Here is a 17,765-nt window from a genome sequence, read left to right as displayed (position 1 = left end):
CCGGCGTTCAGACGTAATTAAGCTCAGCGTTGTTATCATCACGACCTCTTGAGCCTGGATAAACCTTGCCCATCATGACCAACGTGCCCCTTTGCCCCGAGTCCGCGCGCCTGCCCGTGGGCCTGCCGGACAGTTTTTTCGACCGCGACGCCCAGGTGCTGGCGCAGGCGCTGCTCGGCAAAGTCATCCGCCATCGCGTCGGCGATCTGTGGCTGAGTGCGCGAATCATCGAAACCGAAGCCTATTACTGCGCGGAAAAAGGCAGCCACGCCTCGCTCGGCTATACAGAAAAGCGTAAGGCTTTGTTTCTGGATGGCGGCCACATCTATATGTACTACGCACGCGGCGGTGATTCGCTGAACTTCAGTGCGCAGGGGCCGGGCAATGCGGTGCTGATCAAATCCGCCTATCCGTGGGTCGATGAAGTGAGCGGTCCGGCGAGTCTGGCGCAGATGCTGCTGAACAATCCCGATGCCCAGGGCCGACCGCGTCCGACGCAGAAGCTCTGCGCCGGACAGACCCTGCTGTGCAAGGCGCTGGGTTTGAAAGTGCCGATGTGGGACGCCAAGCGTTTCGATCATGAACTGTTGCTGGTCGAGGACCCGGGACCGCCACCCGCGCAGATCATTCAAACCACCCGGTTGGGCATTCCGCTGGGCCGTGATGAACACTTGATGTATCGCTTTGTTGACGCTGCGTATGCGCAATGGTGCACGCGGAACCCGCTGCGACGGGGTCAGGTCGAAGGCCGGGATTATATTTTGCTTCCCGTAACCGACGCCGCATCCGTCAATGAATGATGTCCCTCCTGTGGGAGCGAGCCTGCTCGCGAAGGGGTCGTGCCAGCCAACGCTTCTATCGTCTGACACAGCGTATTCGCGAGCAGGCTCGCTCCCACAGGTCAGCAGTCAACCGCGTAACAATTACTTAAAGAATGAATGGAGTTTTTCTGTATGGGCCCATGGCTCGATAGCATCACTGGATGGCTCGGCGCCAATCCGCAGTGGTTGGCCGCAGCGGTGTTCATCGTTGCGTGCGTGGAGTGTCTGGCGATCGCCGGGCTGATCGTGCCGGGCACGGTGCTGTTGTTCGGCGTGGCGGTACTGGCCGGCAGTGGCGCGCTGTCATTGAGCGAAACACTGTTGCTGGGCTTTCTTGGCGGCATTCTTGGCGATCTGATGTCGTATTTCCTTGGCCGCCATTTCCACCAGAACATCCGCCGCCTTCCCGGGCTGCGCCATCACCCCGAATGGATGGCCGGCGCCGAGTCGTACTTCCAGCGCTATGGCATCGCCAGCTTGCTGGTCGGGCGTTTCATCGGCCCGCTACGACCAATGCTGCCAATGGTCGCCGGGATGTGCGACATGCCCTTCCCGCGTTTTTTCGCCGTCAGCCTGTTGGCCGCTGCTGGCTGGAGCCTGGCTTATCTGCTGCCGGGCTGGGCCACCGGCGCGGCGTTCCGTCTGCCATTGCCTGAAGGGTTCTGGCTGGAGGCCGGGATTGTCGCCGCCAGCATCGCGGTGATGGTCGGCCTGAGCGTCAACAGCAGCGTGCGCCGCCATCGTCGCGCGACAATCTGGATCGGCGGCATGAGCCTGCTGATCCTGATCGGTCTGTTCATCGGCTATCCATACCTCACCGCGCTCGACAACGGCGTGATGACCCTGGTGCAGGAGCACCGCCAGCCAGCGCTGGACGAAATCGCCGTGACGCTGACCCTGATCGGCGAATTCCGCAACATGCTGCTGTTCAGTGCCCTGCTCGTCATTCTGCTGGTGCTGTGCAAGCAGTGGCGCCAGGCAATGTTCGCGGGCGCCACCATGCTGGTCACCGCAATGGCCAATACCGGAACCAAGTATTTTTTCGCCCGGGTGCGCCCGGAAGTGCTCAGCGATCCATTGACCACCTACAGCATGCCCAGCGGCCACGCTTCTGGCGCATTCGCCCTGTTCCTGACGCTGGGTGTACTCGCCGGACGCGGTCAGCCGCCGCGCATGCGCCTGACCTGGCTGCTGATTGCCTGCATCCCGGCACTCTCTATCGCCCTGTCGCGGGTGTATCTGGGCGCGCACTGGCCAACCGACATATTGGCCGGGGCGATGCTCGCCAGTTGCGTGTGTGCTGCAATGCTGTGGTTGAGCCAACGGCAGGCGTCCCTTAATGCGATGCCGTTCAAGATCTGGTGGCTGATCCTGCCATCGATGGTTGCTCTGTTCGGCTTCTTCGTACTGCGCCACTTGCCACATACATTGTTGCGTTACGCCTACTAAACCAGACAACTCACAAGCCAGATTTTTTATACGCCGCTCTTTCGGAATATTCCGACAAGAGCGGCGTTGATAACCTACGCAAACTTCCCCTCCTGCGGTTAACTTTCCTGGTTATAAAACCGACGTTTCCGCATTCCCAATCGACGCCAAACTAGCGTTACATAGTCCAGCCGGAACACGGTGGCGAAGTATTTCGCGCAACAGAAAATCCGTGAGTTCAATCCGCCCGGCTTGAGCACTTGCCAACAATCAATATTTATCCGGACCCGGCATTGAAGTTCTGCCGAGGCATTTATCAATTCATTCTTTGTCGAGTTATTCATGAGTCCAAAGATACCCCGCAAGACGCCTGTTACAACGCCGCATCAAACTGATCCGCACGCACCGGCACCACATCGCCCCTTGATCGATGCCAGCGCCGTTGAAATATCGAGAAGGACCGGTAGTCACGATCAGACGCTGCCCCCAACAACTTCCGGCAGCCCCCTCGCCGATGCAAACCCGAGACTTCCGGCGATCGAAATCTTCCAGTTACCGGCACATGGCGCTTATCGTTCTGAACATTCCACTTCAATAACCGATTACTGGTTGTCAGAGGCTTTTCTGCGTGGGATGAAGCCCGCTGACCCCGATGGATTTCGCTGGGTCGTTGGCAGAAAGTTCGTCGACGTCGAATATCAGGGCGCTTTGCAAACCACTCACGTCGGCGTGGATGAAACCGGCGCATGGCGCAGCAAGTTGCTGACCGAGCGCGTGCCCTCCGGGCCGCCTCTGTATAAAAACGCAGACAGCCCCACCTGGCGCCTGACCGAACAACCCGCGCCGAAGCGAGCGCGGCTCGCCCCCGCGACAACGCCCATCAATCAAAGCCGTTACAGTCCATCGGGGCGTTCGCCGGATGCTCAGGGTTACTACGAAATGCATCCGCTTTTTGCAGCGCGCACAGACCCCCCCCTGTTCGCCTTCAGGGATTCATTTGGCAATTTCATTCCGGTAGATCCTCCGTCGGGGGGATTCGCGGCGTCGCCGACCCACCTCAAACAGTGGACCGATCATGAGATCTGGCAGCTATATGGCTTGCAGGGCCAGGACATCGCGCGCTTTCGTGTCGAAGCTCAGGCCAGCGGCATGCCGCCACAGTGGGCACATCCCACAACCACCGGAAATCCGCTGACCGATCTGCTGCGCGACTCACTGCGCTGGCTGCATCCGCAGATGAGCCGTGCAGAGCGCGAAGCCTTTCTGCAATCGTTCAATCTGCTGCCCAGGCAATTGACCCGCTTGCAGCAGGAGATGAGCGACCATCTGGCGATTCCAGCCTGGGCACTGGCGCACAAGCGCCTGTTGGATGACGTCACCCACCCGCGACGCTTCGAGCAATTGGCCAAGGATGCGGTCGAGCAGCTCAACCTCAAGCACAATGCCCGCCACGACTGGTACGACGCCGAACAAGGCCTGACCCCCGAAGTCCGCGAGGCGCTGTTGAAACAGCTCGGTTACCTGCGCAACAAACACAATTGCCTGTATCGCACGGACATCCCGGCACTGTTTCGCGGTGACGAGCGCACGCCGTTCGAGCTGGCGAATGACGGCACCATGCTGCCCCGCTACCACCACAAACCCGGCGCCACCACGCACAAGCCGATCAGCGCGACGTTCAGTCTCGAGCAGGGCCAGATGTATGCCAGCGCCCCCGATCCCGCATACCTGCGCTTCAACAGCCAGACCCACAAATATCCGGGGCGCGACGCGGGTGACAGCAGCTCAGACAGCGGCGCAAGCGACGCCGATGATTCAAGCAGTTCCTCATCCGACTGGTCTGATCCTGAGAGCCCCGTCGCCTGGGATCACGAGCGGGGTTATCGGTCCACGCGCACGCGGCAGACAGAAATGTTCATGTACGCCCTCGACACGCGCAATCTGGAAGTCGTCCCGCACGAAGAGAACATGGCGTTCAATTCCGCTGCGCGTGAGAACCCGCCGACCTGGTTTCCCTCCGACGATTTCGAGGGGCTGATTTCAGTCACCCGCAGCGGAGTTCCAGCCGAGCGTATCTGGTTACTGAACACAGACCTGAGCAAAGGCGCCAGGATCGCAGACATCAAGGAACAGGCCGGCGCGGACGCTGAGCGTATCGAGGCGGCGACCCATGCCGGGCATGCCAACAAATTCCAATACGACCGACTGATCGACAAAGTGGAAGCGGCGGGACTGCCAATCCTCAGGCTGTCGGGCAACAAGAACGAGTTTGCATACGACATCGCCTGGCCCTGAACCGGGCACGCCCATACAACGCCGGAGAGGAGACCGGCCCCCTCATGCACACCATTAAAGGATTAATACGTGTCGAAACTCATCGTCCCTGCGACCCATATCGCCCACGTTCGCGCACTTGAAGTTACCCCCATCGACGTCTCGGCGAATCCCCATGCGCCGCCCACCCATATGCGCAATCAGACGCAGGCGCCTGACATTGATCCGTCGCTTCGCAAAACCCTCAAAGCCCTGGACAAGCATCTGGGCCTGCTACGCATCGGTGAGATCATGATCAGTCGGGTCGAATTGCAAGCGCTGGGGGCGACCATTGACGGTCAACCGGTCAGTGCGGCGAACGCCCACATCAAGAGCGTGGATCAGGCATTTCTCGACGGACTCAATTTTCAATCGGCGCAGGTGCAGTCGCGCTTGCAGGCCGTGGATTTCCCAGACAATGACATGGCGGCAATGCTGTTTTACGAAATTGCCTGCAAGCGCTCGGTGGATGCCGGCCCACTGTTCATCAGTGATACGCCGCTGGTTTCCGGCAGCGCCATGGATCGCCTCAACAAGCTGGGCAAGGCTGCGCAAAAGCTGGAAATCCACCGCGCGGACGCGTTTGAAAACACACCGGGCTGGATCAACAAGAGCAAAAGCTATTTGATGAGCGGCGCGGGAGTCGGCATGCAAGCCTTCGGCATCTACAGCAGCTACATGGCGCTGACCGATGCGATCAAGAAAGGCGAGGCACTGGAAATGCTGTACTACGGCGGATCCATCGCTGCAGAACTCGGCTCGCTGATCATCGAGCAGGGCCTGACCAGAACAGGCCAGGCGATGCTCACTCAGGGCAGCAACGTGCTGAGGGGTTTTGCGCTGACCTCAATCGGCAAATACATGAGCCGTGGTGCGGGACTGTTCGCCAGCGCGATTACCTTGCCGTTCGACATCGTTGACGCGATCAAATCCTTCAACGCCGCCGCCGCGACATCGGGCAAACAAGCTCAGGATCATTATTTCAGCGGTGCCCTGAGTGTAGCGGGCGCGGGTATCAGCCTGGTGCTGGGCGTCGCCGCGCTGGCCGGCTTCGGCAGCGTTGCCGGCCCGCTCGGCCTTGCGACCGCTGCGCTGCTCATCGGCGGATCGATGATTTATCAGGCCGCCAGGGTCGTCGACGATATCGACGACTACATCGAACTGACGACACTCGAGCGTCTGCGCTCGGGATGGTTCGCCTTCACCGGCAAGGAACTGGACACCGAGGTGATGGATCGCTTCAAACTGTCCAGGCTTTACAGTGACTATGGAAAACAGCTCGAACTGTCGGCGAAAGACATGCTGGCCGGTGCTTACAAGGACTCCATCGCACAGGTAGTCAATGGCGCGTTTCGCGCTGAACTGCGCCCTGTCGAACTGTGGCGTTACCAGTGGGACGAAAGCGCCGGGCAGTTGCCGTTCAGACTCGACAGCCAAGCGGTGATCGTCGGCGGCGACGATGCAGTCGACGCAAGCCTCGGATTACCCGACAACCTCAAAGGCATGGTCAGCGGCAGCCCAGGCGAAGGCAAAGGCGTGTTCTGGCGCCTGGGTGATGGCAACGACCGCGTGGTTGGCGTCAAGGCGCGGCCCAACCTCTTCACCTACCGCGACGGCCATAAGGCACTGACGGGCGGCGACACAAATGATGCGTTCTACCAGGAAGTCTCTGATCAGGAACTGGATCGATCGAGCAAACCGCCGCACATCAATGTGCTGGATGGCGGCTCGGGCAACGACCTGGTTGCGTTCGAAGGCGTCCGCCCGATTACCGACACGCGTTACATCGGTCACGACGTCAACCTGCAAACCGGCAAGGTCTCACTTCGCGGCCCGGACTCTGCGAACGACACCCTCGAAGTCGCCCATCTGACCTCCATTGAAAACGTTGCGACCTTGCGCAAAGGCACGAGCACTATCACGGGCAATGACCAGCCCAACCAGATTTCCGCCAACGGTTACGACCGCATCAGCGCCGGCGACGGCAACGACACGATCGCAATCTCTGGTACCGAGTGCACGATAGAGGGCGGCGGCGGCGAAGATCGCTATTACATCGCCGACACCAATGCACGTACAACGATCATCGAGTGTGGCGACCATTCGAGCCTGATCGAATTCGGCTGGCCGATGGCGGTCATTCAACGCTGGCAAATCATCGGCACCTCACTGGTGGTCAATTCTTTGCGCGGCAGGGACGGCAGCGACCCCGACCATGTGCTGACCCTTGAAAACGTCTACCAGACAGTCAACGGTCAGCGTCAATTGGACAATGCTCGGTGGGTGTTCCGCACTATCGATGGCTATGAACTGCGCGCGCAACTGCCCACTCGACCTGGTGAAGCGTTGAGTCAGGACATCGAGGTTGCCGTCACTGTCAGCGGACGGCCGGCACCCGCCCCGGCAATCGTCAACGGTGGCACGGTGGCGCTGGACGGTCAGGGCGTGCAGCGCCACTTCGTCGCACGTACCGAGCACAGGGTCGAATTCGTCGCCACAGGCAACGCTACCGGCGCCCGTACGATTTACCTGGATTACCAGGACAGCGAGATCGTCGACGTGGTGGTCAGCTATGGCGTGGAATTGCGCCAGGGTGTTTCGGGCAATACGCACCTGACCTACAACAACATCAGCCTGTCGATTCTGCTGCCATCCAGAGTGCTGGCCTTCAAAGGCGTGATCCAGACGATTGCCGCCGCGACGGGCTACAGTGGCCAAAACAGCCTGAAGGTCACGACACCGCTTCTGGCCCGGGACATCGTGCTGGTCATGCAGGATGACGTTTCATACCGCGTGCAGGTGCCCGCGTTCGATTACCGGGACGACGCCAGAAACCCCGGCATCCGTGTGCTCAGCTCGCGGAGCTGGTTGAAGCGGCGCAACGGAAAATATCCATTCATCCGCCCGCTGGTCAGCGAGAAACCATCACTGGGCGCCCAGAACAGCAAAGTGGTCATCGAATCGCGGCCGCACACCGGGATTTATCTGCTCGAAGGCAAAAGCGCGACTTACGACGTCTATCTCGCCAGCAACAGCATCCTGCGTCTGGCCACACCGGGCGCTGCGGCAAAAACGGCCAATGCATCGAGATGGAATCTGTTCACCCGTACCCTGACAGAAACCGTCACGCGCGCCGACATTCAGCTCCAGGGCAACCGCCTGCGCATTGCCAGCGTCACGGTAGAGTTGCCGGACATCTTGGATGACACTCCGGTGGAGTGCATCGGTGTGGTGACGTCAGCCGGCAACATTTATGAAGTGTCGCTGCTGTTTGAGGTGTTGCAGCTGTATGTGATCGATGCTCGTGGCTACGCCAGTGTCGAGGCATTGCTGACGGATATCGACAAGCACAAACAACGCCACGAACTGGCCGCGCGGGTCTACGTCACCCACATCGGCTACAAACCCGAGACAGTGGGCACGCTGGTTTACAACTCGGTGAGCAATCAATGGAGCCTGCTCAATGATCCGCAAGAGCGCGTCAACCGCGACGGTCTGTTCATCCCAGTCAACATGAGCTGACGGTGCGCTGCCGGTTTCAACATCGTGCCAGGGTGGGCCTGCGCTGATCTTCGTTTGCGCCTTGAGTCATGCGTTTTGCAAGTGAAACTAGGCGAACAGTTCGCCCTGCAACTCGTCGAGTAATGCCTGGATCGCATCCAGCCGTTGCTGAGGGTCGTCGAGTTGCAGCAGATCGATCTTGTCTTCTTCGGCGAACGGCAACAGGTAGGCAAGCTGATTGGCCAGTGACTGTTGACCGGCAGCTTCAGTGCCCATGTCCAACGCTTCGACCATCGGGTGTTCGGCCAGCGCCTTGAGCAGCGCGACCAGATCGGCGTCCTCGTCCTGCAACGGTTGCTCGGGCTCATCGTCCAGCCATTCGACGTCGGCGACAATCAACTGATCGCGCTGCACTTCGGTGCGCAACACCGTGAAACGCCGCCCGCCCTGGACGCGAATGCCGAGCAGGCCGTTGTCCTGTTGCTGGAAATCGGTGATCCGCGCTTCGCAGCCAACCATTGCGAAACCTTCCGGCGCGACGCCGACTTCGCTGCCCTCAAGGATGCACACCACCCCGAAGCCGACGCCCTGTTTCATGCAGCGGCCGATCATGTCGAGGTAGCGCGCCTCGAAGATCTGCAGATCGAGGTTGCAGCCGGGGAACAGCACCGTGTTCAGCGGAAAAAGCGGCAGACTCATAGACATTTCCTTACACCACCATCGACACCGCCAACGGCAGGAACACCGCCGTGGCCACACCCATCAGACTCATTGCCAGCGCGGCGAACGCGCCGCACTCATCGTTTTCCTGCATCGCCACCGCCGTGCCGACCGCATGAGCGGTCATGCCCAGCGCCATGCCGCGCGCTTCGGGGCTGTGCACGCCGAGGCGGGTCAGCAGCGCCGGGCCGAAGATCGCGCCGATGACCCCGGTGATCAATACAAACACCGCTGCCAGCGCCGCCACACCGCCGATCTGCTCGGCAACCAGCATGGCGATCGGCGACGTCACCGATTTAGGCGCCATGGTCATCAGGATCATGTGATCGGCACCGAACCACCAGCCCAGCGCCACGCCCATGCCCGTTGCGACCACCCCGCCTATCACCAGAGTAGTAAAAATCGGCCAGAACAATTGCCGGATGCGGCGCAGATTCAGGTAGAGCGGCACCGCCAGCGCCACCGTGGCCGGCCCCAGCAGAATGCTGAGGATTTCGGTGCTCTTGCGATACTCCGCGTAGGTCAGGCCGCAGCCGACCAGCACACCGATCACCAACAACATGGAGACCAGCACCGGTTGCAGAAAGATCCAGCGGGTTTTCTCGAATGCCGCCAGCACCAGTTGATAAGCGCCTAGCGTGATGCCAATGCCGAACAGCGGATGATGAATCACCGAGGTCCACGCGCCTTGCCAGTCGAACAGCATCAGGATTCCTCCGCCGGCGGCGCATGACGTTTGACCAGCCGTTGCATGAGCACGCCGGCAAAGGCCATCGACAGGATCAGCGAGACCACCAGCGCGCCGACGATCGCCCAGAAATCGGCGGCAATCGCCGTGGCATACACCATCACGCCCACCGCTGGCGGCACCAGCAGCAACGGCAGATAACGCAGCAGGCTGCCCGCCGCCTGATTCAGCGGCTCGCCGACTTCACCGCGAATGATCAGGAACACCAGCAACAGCAGCAGCCCGATGATCGGCCCCGGCAATATCGGCAACAGCAAATGATTGAGCGCCGTGCCGAGCAGTTGGAACAGCACCAGCAGGGTCAGGCCACGTAACAACATCTGACATCTCCGTCTTCTATTTCACCCAGCAGGGGCTCGGCATTATAAGCATGCCGGCGCTATGGACCGGCATTCGCCAAAAGCATGGTCGGTTGACCTGAGCAAATCGCCATGATGATCTACAGTGGTTCGCAGGCCGGTCAAATCCGCCCCCTGAAAAACTATAAAACCGATGAACCCAAGGAGAGTCTCAATGCCCTATGTTCCCGTTGCAGAGCTCAAAGATTATGTCGGCAAGGAACTTGGACGTTCCGAATGGCTCACCATCGATCAGGAGCGCATCAACCTGTTCGCCGAAGCCACTGGTGATTTTCAGTTCATTCACGTCGATCCGGTCAAGGCTGCGCAAACGCCGTTTGGCAGCACGATTGCCCATGGTTTCCTGTCGCTGTCGCTGATGCCGAAACTGATGGAAGACATCCTCGTGCTGCCCGAAGGCGTGAAGATGGTCGTCAACTATGGCCTGGACAGCGTGCGTTTCATCCAGCCGGTCAAGGTCAATTCGAAAGTCCGACTGAAGGTCGACATGGTCGAGGTCACCGAGAAAAAACCCGGCCAGTGGTTGCTCAAGGCTACCGCGACACTGGAGATAGAAGGCTCGGACAAACCGGCCTACATCGCCGAGCCGCTGTCACTCTGCTTCGTCTGATCATCCCGGATGCGAAGCAGCGCACGCTGTTTCGCGTCACGTCTGTATATATGCGACGCATAGCTGCGGCATACTCGGTCGCCTAATTGCCCGGATCCCGCTATGCGCTCAATCGCTCGACTTGCACCCCTTGCCCTGACCCTGATGCTCACCGCTTGCGGCGACGGCGAATCGCTGTTGCCGCCGGATGCGCGCCTGCCCGATGGCGGACGCTATCGCGGTGAACTGGTCGACGGCTTGCTGCAAGGTCAGGGCCGCGTCGACTACCCCAACGGCAGCTGGTACGCCGGAGAGTTCGACAAGGGTCAGTGGCACGGGCAAGGCGAATGGCATGGCAGCAATGGCGAGGTCTATCGCGGCCAGTTCCAGCAAGGTCTGTTTGATGGACAGGGCAGCCTGAGCACCAATGCCAGCAGTTATACCGGTGGTTTCAAGCAGGGCCGGCGCGATGGCGAAGGTACGCTGAAAGAAAACGGCATGACCTATCGCGGCGAGTTCAAGGCTGACCAGTATTCCGGCCTCGGCCGTCTGGAAATGGACGACGGCAGCTCCTATCAAGGCCAGTTCGCCCACGGCAAACCCAACGGCGAAGGCCAGCGCGGCGATGCCAGCGGCAATTCGTTCACCGGCCATTTCGTCAACGGTCAACTGGAAGGCAACGGCACTTACAACAGCGCCGACGGCGATATCTACGTCGGCGGCTTCAAGAACAATCAATTGCACGGCAAAGGCCGCTACGAGAACGCCGACGGCGACGTCTGGCTCGGCCAGTTCAAGGAAGGCGCGCTGACCGGCAAGGGCGAACTGATCGGCGCTGATGGCAGCCATTACATCGGTGTGTTCAATGACTGGCGCTTCACCGGCCAGGGCCGTTTGAACCTCGCCGATGGCAGCTTCTACATCGGCGGCTTCGACAACGACAGCTATTCAGGACGCGGTACTCTGGTGCTGACCGATGGCAGCGTGCTCAGCGGCACCTGGATCAACGGCCAACGCGTACGCGACGCCGACGGCAAATTACTCCCCGACACTCTCGAACTCGGTTTGCTCGCCCAGGGTCGTCTGCTCGACGAGGCACTGGCGGCGATCCCCGCTTCGACTCCGGCAGTCGAGTTGTACACCCTGACCCTCGGCGGCGACGGCAAGCAAAGCGTGTTCCTGCGTGAATCCGATTACGTCGCCAACATGCTCAGTACGCGCTTCGGCGCCTACGGCCAGATCCGCCTGGTCAATCATCGCGATCATCTCGGCGACCGGCCGATGGCCACCCGCGAAAACCTGCGCCGCGCCGCGCAAGCCCTTGCCGAACGCAGCGGGCCGGAAGACCTGCTGTTCATTTATCTGACCAGCCACGGCACCGCCGAACATGAACTGGTGCTCGATCAGCCGCGCATGGAGCTGGCCGACCTGCCCGCCGATGAACTCGCCGCCGTGCTCGCGCCGCTGAAGCATCGCGACAAGGTCATCGTGATTTCTTCGTGCTATTCCGGCGGTTTCATCCCGGCGCTGAAAGACGAACGCACGCTGATCATGACTGCCTCGCGCGCCGATCGGGTGTCGTTCGGTTGCTCGGAAGAAGCCAACTTCACTTATTTCGGCGACGCGCTGTTCGCCCAGGCGCTGAATCAGACCGACGACCTCGAACAGGCATTCAAACTGGCCAAGGCCACCGTTGCCGAACGCGAGCTGGCCGACGGTTTCGAAGCCTCGGAGCCGCAGATCTGGGCGCCGAAAACCGTGCTGTCGCACTGGCAACTGCTGCGCAAACAGCAAGCACGCAAAGCGTTGCAAAGCAGCGCATTGAACGACGCGGCGAAAAAAGGCAACTAAGCTGAACAGTATCAAGGGAGAGACACTATGTACTTGACGCCTCAGCACGTATTGCTTGCCGGAGCCACCGGACTGACCGGTGAACATCTGCTCGACCGTTTGCTCAACGAACCAACCATTACCCGTGTCCTCGCCCCTTCGCGCCGGCCGCTGGCCGAGCATCCGCATCTGGAAAACCCGGTCGGTGACCCGCAGGCGTTTCTGCCGCAGCTCAGTGGCCGGGTCGATATCGCCTACTGCTGCCTCGGCACCACGATCAAGCAGGCCGGCTCCGAAGAAGCCTTTCGCGCAGTCGATCTGGACATGGTCGTGGCGTTTGCCAAGCGCGCGCGGGAAATGGGCGCGCGGCACCTGATCGTGATCAGTGCGATTGGCGCCGATCCGAATTCCTCGGTGTTCTACAACCGGGTCAAAGGTGAAATGGAACAGGCCCTGCGCGCGCAGAACTGGCCGCAGCTGACCATTTGCCGACCTTCGCTGTTGCTTGGCGAACGCACCGAACCACGTCTGGTCGAGCAACTGGCCGGGCCATTGTCGAAGCTGATTCCGGGGAAATACCACGGCATCGAAGCGTGCCAGTTGGCGCGAGCGATGTGGCGCCTGGCGCTGGAAGAACAGGATGGGGTGCGGGTGATCGAATCGGATGAACTGAGGAAGCTCGGCAAATAATCCATCCACCCATGATGATCGTTCCCACGCTCTGCGTGGGAATGCAGCCATGGACGCTCTGCGTCCTAAAAAGCGTGACGCGGAGCGTCACAGGATGCGTTACCACGCAGAGCGTGGGAACGATCAGTCGCTACAATCCACCAGTCGCTTGAAAACCTACTCCAATCACCGTCAGCAACGACAACGGTAACAACAGCGTATCGAGCAACGCGCTGGCCGGCAGGTCCACTCCCGGATAGCTCGGCGCCTCGGCACCGAACCGGTCCATCGCACAACACCCGCCGTTCAACGCATACAAATCCAGCCGCGTCCCGGCATACACCACCGGCGCGCCGGGTTTGGCCGCATCCAGCGTGCGCACGGTAGCGCATCCAGCCAATTGCAGGGCCAGCACAAGCACCAGCAGCTTATTCATCACTGCTCAAGTGATGCTCACCCCAACGCGGCAGCATGTCCTGCGGGATGCCGAGCAGATTGAGGATCCGCGCCACAACGAAGTCGATCAGATCATCGATGGTCTGCGGCTGGTGATAGAAGCCCGGCGAGGCCGGTAGTATCGTCACGCCCAGATTCGACAGCTTGAGCATGTGCTCCAGATGAATGCTCGAGTATGGCGCCTCGCGCGGCACCAGAATCAACTGGCGGCGCTCTTTCAGCGTAACGTCCGCCGCGCGTTCGATCAGGTTGTTGCAGGCGCCGGTGGCAATCGCCGACAGCGTGCCGGTCGAACACGGCACCACTACCATGGCTGCCGGCGCGCCGGAGCCCGAAGCCACCGGCGACATCCAGTCTTCCTTGCCATACACGCGAATCTGCCCGGCAGCGGCGCCGGTGTATTCGGTCAGAAAGGCCTGCATCATCTGCGGCTTGTTCGGCAGGGACACATCGGTCTCGGTGGCCATTACCAGTTGCGCCGCCTTGGAGATCAGGAAGTGCACTTCGCGATCTTCGCGCACCAGGCAATCGAGCAGGCGCAAGCCGTACTGCGCGCCCGATGCGCCGGTCATCGCCAGGGTGATGCGTTCCGGGCCGCCGGCCTGGGAAAAACTGTTCATTGCAGTGCCTCGGCAAGCTTGCCGTGCAGGCCGCCGAAGCCGCCGTTGCTCATGATCACCACGTGAGTACCGGGCTGCGCCTGGCTCTTCACGCGCTCGATGATGCCTTCCAGCGAATCGCTGACGATGGACGGCACGGTGCATAACGCTGCGGTGGCGCCGAGGTCCCAACCGAGGTTGGCCGGGGCATACCAGATCACCTGATCGGCATCGACCACGCTGTCCGGCAGACCGTCACGGTGGGCGCCGAGCTTCATCGAATTGGAGCGCGGCTCGATGATCGCAATCAGTGACGCGTCGCCGATGCGTTTGCGCAGGCCATCAAGCGTGGTGGCGATAGCGGTCGGGTGGTGAGCGAAGTCGTCGTAAATGGTGATGCCGCGCACCTCGGCGACTTTCTCCATGCGTCGTTTGACGTTCTTGAACGCGCTCAAACCGGCGATGCCCATCGATGGCACCACGCCAACGTGACGCGCCGCAGCCAGCGCGGCCAAGGCATTGGCGACGTTGTGTTGACCGGTCAATTCCCACTCGACGGTGCCCTGGGACACGCCTTCGAACATCACTTCGAACGCCGAACCGTCCTCGCTCAGTAGTTTTACCTGCCACTGACCGCCGGCGCCGGTGGTTTGCACCGGGGTCCAGCAACCCATCTCGATCACGCGCTGCAAGGCCGGCTCGGTGGTCGGATGGATGACCAGCCCTTCGCTCGGAATGGTGCGCACCAAGTGATGGAACTGACGTTCGATCGCTGGCAGATCGGGAAAAATGTCGGCGTGATCGAATTCAAGATTGTTAAGGATGGCGGTGCGTGGACGGTAGTGGACGAATTTCGAGCGCTTGTCGAAGAAGGCGCTGTCGTATTCATCAGCCTCGATCACAAAGAACGGCGTACCGCCCAGGCGCGCCGACACCGAGAAATTCTGCGGCACGCCGCCGATGAGAAAACCCGGGCTCATGCCGGCATGCTCCAGCACCCAGGCGAGCATGCTGCTGGTGGTGGTCTTGCCGTGGGTACCGGCCACGGCCAGTACCCAGCGCCCTTGCAGCACGTGGTCAGCCAGCCACTGCGGGCCGGAGACGTACGGCAGGCCTTTGTTCAACACATATTCCACCGCCGGGTTACCACGGGACATGGCATTGCCGATCACCACCAGATCCGGCGCCGGATCGAGCTGCGCCGGGTCATAACCCTGCGTCAGCTGAATGCCCTGGGCCTCGAGCTGCGTGCTCATCGGCGGATAGACGTTGGCGTCGGAGCCGGTGACGTGATGACCCAGCTCTTTGGCCAACACTGCCATCGAGCCCATGAAAGTCCCGCAGATACCCAGAATATGAATGTGCATAGTCGACCTCGTAAAACATGGCCGCAGGTTAGCGTAGGGAGGGGGAAATGGCACTCTTTAGCTGAAGGATGGAGACGGGTTGGCGGCTACATCTGCGCACGGCTTCAGACCGCAGCCCCTCACCCCAGCCCTCTCCCGAGGGAGAGGGAGCCGATCTCGGTCGCTTTCAAATTTTTAGTTCGGCTCGATATTTCAGGTCGGCGTAAATCGCCAAAACACCTCGGTCAGTCCCCTCTCCCTCTGGGAGAGGGTTAGGGTGAGGGCTTTCAGCTGACACGCCGCTCAATTCCGTGTTTACGCAGTTTTCTATAAAGGGTGTTGCGGCTTACGCCCAGTTGCTGCGCTGTATGGGTCATGTGCCAGCGCGTCTGCTCCAGCGCACTGAGCAAGGCCAGTCGTTCGGCATCTTCCAATGGCTGCGCCGCCACCACCGCCGGCCGCGCCTGCCGAATCATCACCGGCAAATCCTCAACGCCGACCCGCCCGCCATCACACAACGCCGCCAGCGTACGCAGGACATTGCGCAACTGCCGCACATTGCCCGGCCAGTTGAATGCGAGCAACGCCTGCCGCGCCGCTTCGTCGATCAGAATCGTTTCACCCCCTGCCTCCTCGGCCAGGAGAAAGTCCAGCAACTGCGATTTATCACTGCGCTCACGCAATGCCGGCAGCGCCACTTCCAAGCCGTTCAAGCGGTAATACAGGTCTTCACGGAAACTGCCGTCCTCGACCCGCTCGAGCAGATTGCGGTGCGTCGCGCTGATGATGCGCACGTCCACCGCTTGCGGTTCACCGCCAATCGGCACTACTTGCCGATCTTCCAGCACTCGCAGCAAACGCGTTTGCAACGCCAGTGGCATGTCGCCGATTTCGTCGAGGAACAAGGTGCCGCCATCGGCCTGTTGCAGCTTGCCGCGCATGCCGTCCTTGCGCGCGCCGGTGAAGCTGCCGCCGCGATAGCCGAACAGTTCGCTCTCGATCAGGCTTTCCGGAATGGCTGCGCAATTGAGCGCGACGAAGGCGTTACTGGAGCGCTGGCTGGCCTGATGCACTGCCTTGGCGAACGCTTCCTTGCCCGAGCCGGTTTCGCCGTTGATCAACAGCGGCACGTCGCGCTCGAACACGCGCAGGGCTTTGCGAAATTCCGCCTGCAACGCTTCATCGCCGAGGCAGATGCCGGACAGGCGTGGCGCTGGAGCAGTGATTGGCGTTGGAACAATGGCAGTAGGTTTGCGCGATTCACCGCGCAACACCGCGAACAGATGCCGGCCATCACGGGTGCGCAGCGGCCAACTGGCGCTGGCGTTGGCACTCGCGCGACCGAGCAGGTCATCCAGCGAACAATCGAAAAACGCTTCCACCGGTTGCCCGAGCAAACCGCCGCGAATATGCCCGAGCAGGTTCAGCGCACTCTGGTTGACCGCACTGATCCGCCCTTCGCCGTCAAACGCCAGCAGCCCTTCGCTGAACAGGCCGACGGACTCGGCCTGCAGATGAAAACGCAGCAACCATTGATTGTCGAAACAGCGCAGGAAATAGCAGCTCTCGATCATCTTCGCCGACAGATTGACCAGCGCCATGGTGTGGAACTGACTTTGCCGTGAAACGTCCGGCCGCGCCGAAGACACATCAAGTACCGCCAGCAATTCACCGTGCGGATCGAACACCGGACTCGCCGAGCAGGTCAGCCCGGTGTGGCGGCCGCGAAAATGCTCGTCCTGGTGAATGGTCAGCGCCTGACGCTCGACCAGGCAGGTGCCGATGCCGTTGGTGCCTTCGCAGGCTTCGCTCCAGTCAGCGCCGAGCCAGAGACCGGCGCGCTCGAAAATCTTCCGTTCGGCCGGTGCGGTGACGCAATTGAGGATCACACCGCGCGCGTCAGTCAGCAGCACCGCATGGCCGGCACCGGAGAGTTGCTGATGCAGGCTGCTCATCTCGGTACCGGCGATTTGCAGCACTTGCTGCAGACGTTCGCGACTTTCCAGCACTCGGCCATGCTCGAGCACGGTCGGCGCCATGGTCACAGAAGGATCGAGGTGATAGTCCTCAAGGCAACGCAGCCACGAACGGGCGATCGATGGATCGGCGCCGGGGCCGTGCAGGTGCGGTTTGCCCTGGGTGACGGTGAGAACCTGGCGGGCATGGCGACTCAAATGGTTGTCGTGCATTTCTTATTGTTCTCCCCGAGAGGTCGACGCAATCCCGTGTAGGAGCTGCCGCAGGCTGCGATCTTTTGATCTTCAAAAACAAAATCAAAAGATCGCAGCCTTCGGCAGCTCCTACCGAATTGCTGTTGGCTGAGGATCCCTCAGCCACCCGCGCATTGCAATGCTGGCAAGACCGCCCGGTCACGGGCTGTGCCGCA

The 17,765-nt window shown here is 60.8% G+C and carries 14 protein-coding genes; 7 read left to right on the top strand and 7 right to left on the bottom strand.

What is annotated here, in order from left to right; genetic code table 11:
- Positions 1–74: 74 nt before the first annotated feature.
- The 4 genes from J2Y39_RS23670 to J2Y39_RS23655 all read left to right on the top strand — a co-directional run bounded on the left by J2Y39_RS23670 (position 75) and on the right by J2Y39_RS23655 (position 8,084).
- Positions 75–800: a DNA-3-methyladenine glycosylase gene (locus tag J2Y39_RS23670; RefSeq protein ID WP_056790657.1), complete on the top strand. Its 726-nt coding sequence runs from the start codon at positions 75–77 to the stop codon at positions 798–800.
- Between the two features lie 153 nt (positions 801–953).
- Positions 954–2,270 (top strand): bifunctional DedA family/phosphatase PAP2 family protein, encoded by a 1,317-nt coding sequence (locus J2Y39_RS23665; protein WP_056790660.1) that lies wholly within the window; start codon positions 954–956, stop codon positions 2,268–2,270.
- A 321-nt stretch (positions 2,271–2,591) separates the two neighbouring features.
- Positions 2,592–4,544, top strand: coding sequence for a hypothetical protein (locus tag J2Y39_RS23660; protein WP_310220037.1), 1,953 nt, complete (start codon positions 2,592–2,594; stop codon positions 4,542–4,544).
- Between the two features lie 69 nt (positions 4,545–4,613).
- Entirely contained in the window at positions 4,614–8,084 is a 3,471-nt protein-coding gene (locus tag J2Y39_RS23655; RefSeq protein ID WP_310220035.1) for a calcium-binding protein, read from the top strand.
- 87 nt (positions 8,085–8,171) lie between these two features.
- Here the strand turns inward: J2Y39_RS23655 and J2Y39_RS23650 are convergent, their stop codons facing one another.
- From J2Y39_RS23650 to J2Y39_RS23640, 3 genes are read right to left on the bottom strand one after another with little or no spacing between them, the layout of a single operon-like run.
- Positions 8,172–8,762 (bottom strand): LON peptidase substrate-binding domain-containing protein, encoded by a 591-nt coding sequence (locus tag J2Y39_RS23650; RefSeq protein ID WP_150742315.1) that lies wholly within the window; start codon positions 8,760–8,762, stop codon positions 8,172–8,174.
- 10 nt (positions 8,763–8,772) lie between these two features.
- Entirely contained in the window at positions 8,773–9,489 is a 717-nt protein-coding gene (locus J2Y39_RS23645; RefSeq protein ID WP_236168742.1) for an LrgB family protein, read from the bottom strand.
- On the bottom strand, positions 9,489–9,851 hold the full coding sequence (locus tag J2Y39_RS23640) for a CidA/LrgA family protein (protein WP_016773012.1): 363 nt from the start codon (positions 9,849–9,851) through the stop codon (positions 9,489–9,491). The genes J2Y39_RS23645 and J2Y39_RS23640 overlap by 1 nt, the downstream gene beginning before the upstream one ends.
- 193 nt (positions 9,852–10,044) lie before the next feature.
- Here J2Y39_RS23640 and J2Y39_RS23635 point away from each other — a divergent pair, with 193 nt between their 5' ends.
- The 3 genes from J2Y39_RS23635 to J2Y39_RS23625 all read left to right on the top strand — a co-directional run bounded on the left by J2Y39_RS23635 (position 10,045) and on the right by J2Y39_RS23625 (position 12,999).
- Entirely contained in the window at positions 10,045–10,500 is a 456-nt protein-coding gene (locus J2Y39_RS23635; RefSeq protein WP_016773011.1) for a MaoC family dehydratase, read from the top strand.
- A 102-nt stretch (positions 10,501–10,602) separates the two neighbouring features.
- Positions 10,603–12,330: a C13 family peptidase gene (locus J2Y39_RS23630; protein ID WP_056790669.1), complete on the top strand. Its 1,728-nt coding sequence runs from the start codon at positions 10,603–10,605 to the stop codon at positions 12,328–12,330.
- A gap of 27 nt (positions 12,331–12,357) precedes the next feature.
- A complete protein-coding gene (locus tag J2Y39_RS23625; protein WP_016773010.1) occupies positions 12,358–12,999 on the top strand; it encodes an oxidoreductase in 642 nt (213 codons plus the stop codon).
- A gap of 130 nt (positions 13,000–13,129) precedes the next feature.
- On the opposite strand, the gene J2Y39_RS23620 is transcribed toward J2Y39_RS23625, so the two are convergent.
- The 4 genes from J2Y39_RS23620 to J2Y39_RS23605 all read right to left on the bottom strand — a co-directional run bounded on the left by J2Y39_RS23620 (position 13,130) and on the right by J2Y39_RS23605 (position 17,568).
- A complete protein-coding gene (locus tag J2Y39_RS23620; protein ID WP_024014461.1) occupies positions 13,130–13,414 on the bottom strand; it encodes a YceK/YidQ family lipoprotein in 285 nt (94 codons plus the stop codon).
- Positions 13,407–14,054 (bottom strand): flavin prenyltransferase UbiX, encoded by a 648-nt coding sequence (gene ubiX / locus J2Y39_RS23615; RefSeq protein ID WP_071173708.1) that lies wholly within the window; start codon positions 14,052–14,054, stop codon positions 13,407–13,409. The genes J2Y39_RS23620 and ubiX overlap by 8 nt, the downstream gene beginning before the upstream one ends.
- A complete protein-coding gene (gene mpl, locus J2Y39_RS23610; protein ID WP_095181910.1) occupies positions 14,051–15,400 on the bottom strand; it encodes a UDP-N-acetylmuramate:L-alanyl-gamma-D-glutamyl-meso-diaminopimelate ligase in 1,350 nt (449 codons plus the stop codon). The genes ubiX and mpl overlap by 4 nt, the downstream gene beginning before the upstream one ends.
- Before the next feature lie 266 nt (positions 15,401–15,666).
- Positions 15,667–17,568 (bottom strand): sigma-54-dependent Fis family transcriptional regulator, encoded by a 1,902-nt coding sequence (locus J2Y39_RS23605; protein WP_236168743.1) that lies wholly within the window; start codon positions 17,566–17,568, stop codon positions 15,667–15,669.
- Positions 17,569–17,765 lie beyond the last annotated feature (197 nt).

This window comes from Pseudomonas sp. 2957, from assembly GCF_031456345.1.
Lineage (GTDB): Bacteria > Pseudomonadota > Gammaproteobacteria > Pseudomonadales > Pseudomonadaceae > Aquipseudomonas > Aquipseudomonas siliginis.
The sequence above is the reverse complement of the archived record's forward strand: the minus strand, read 5'-3'. Positions and strand labels throughout refer to the sequence as shown.

Coding starts and splice junctions, on each gene's coding strand:
- J2Y39_RS23650 (WP_150742315.1), bottom strand. CDS start 8,762: ATGAGTCTGCCGCTTTTTCCGCTGAACACGGTGCTGTTCCCCGGCTGC.
- J2Y39_RS23605 (WP_236168743.1), bottom strand. CDS start 17,568: ATGCACGACAACCATTTGAGTCGCCATGCCCGCCAGGTTCTCACCGTC.
- J2Y39_RS23640 (WP_016773012.1), bottom strand. CDS start 9,851: ATGTTGTTACGTGGCCTGACCCTGCTGGTGCTGTTCCAACTGCTCGGC.
- J2Y39_RS23645 (WP_236168742.1), bottom strand. CDS start 9,489: ATGCTGTTCGACTGGCAAGGCGCGTGGACCTCGGTGATTCATCATCCG.
- ubiX (WP_071173708.1), bottom strand. CDS start 14,054: ATGAACAGTTTTTCCCAGGCCGGCGGCCCGGAACGCATCACCCTGGCG.
- J2Y39_RS23630 (WP_056790669.1), top strand. CDS start 10,603: ATGCGCTCAATCGCTCGACTTGCACCCCTTGCCCTGACCCTGATGCTC.
- J2Y39_RS23625 (WP_016773010.1), top strand. CDS start 12,358: ATGTACTTGACGCCTCAGCACGTATTGCTTGCCGGAGCCACCGGACTG.
- J2Y39_RS23665 (WP_056790660.1), top strand. CDS start 954: ATGGGCCCATGGCTCGATAGCATCACTGGATGGCTCGGCGCCAATCCG.
- J2Y39_RS23620 (WP_024014461.1), bottom strand. CDS start 13,414: ATGAATAAGCTGCTGGTGCTTGTGCTGGCCCTGCAATTGGCTGGATGC.
- J2Y39_RS23660 (WP_310220037.1), top strand. CDS start 2,592: ATGAGTCCAAAGATACCCCGCAAGACGCCTGTTACAACGCCGCATCAA.
- J2Y39_RS23670 (WP_056790657.1), top strand. CDS start 75: ATGACCAACGTGCCCCTTTGCCCCGAGTCCGCGCGCCTGCCCGTGGGC.
- J2Y39_RS23635 (WP_016773011.1), top strand. CDS start 10,045: ATGCCCTATGTTCCCGTTGCAGAGCTCAAAGATTATGTCGGCAAGGAA.
- mpl (WP_095181910.1), bottom strand. CDS start 15,400: ATGCACATTCATATTCTGGGTATCTGCGGGACTTTCATGGGCTCGATG.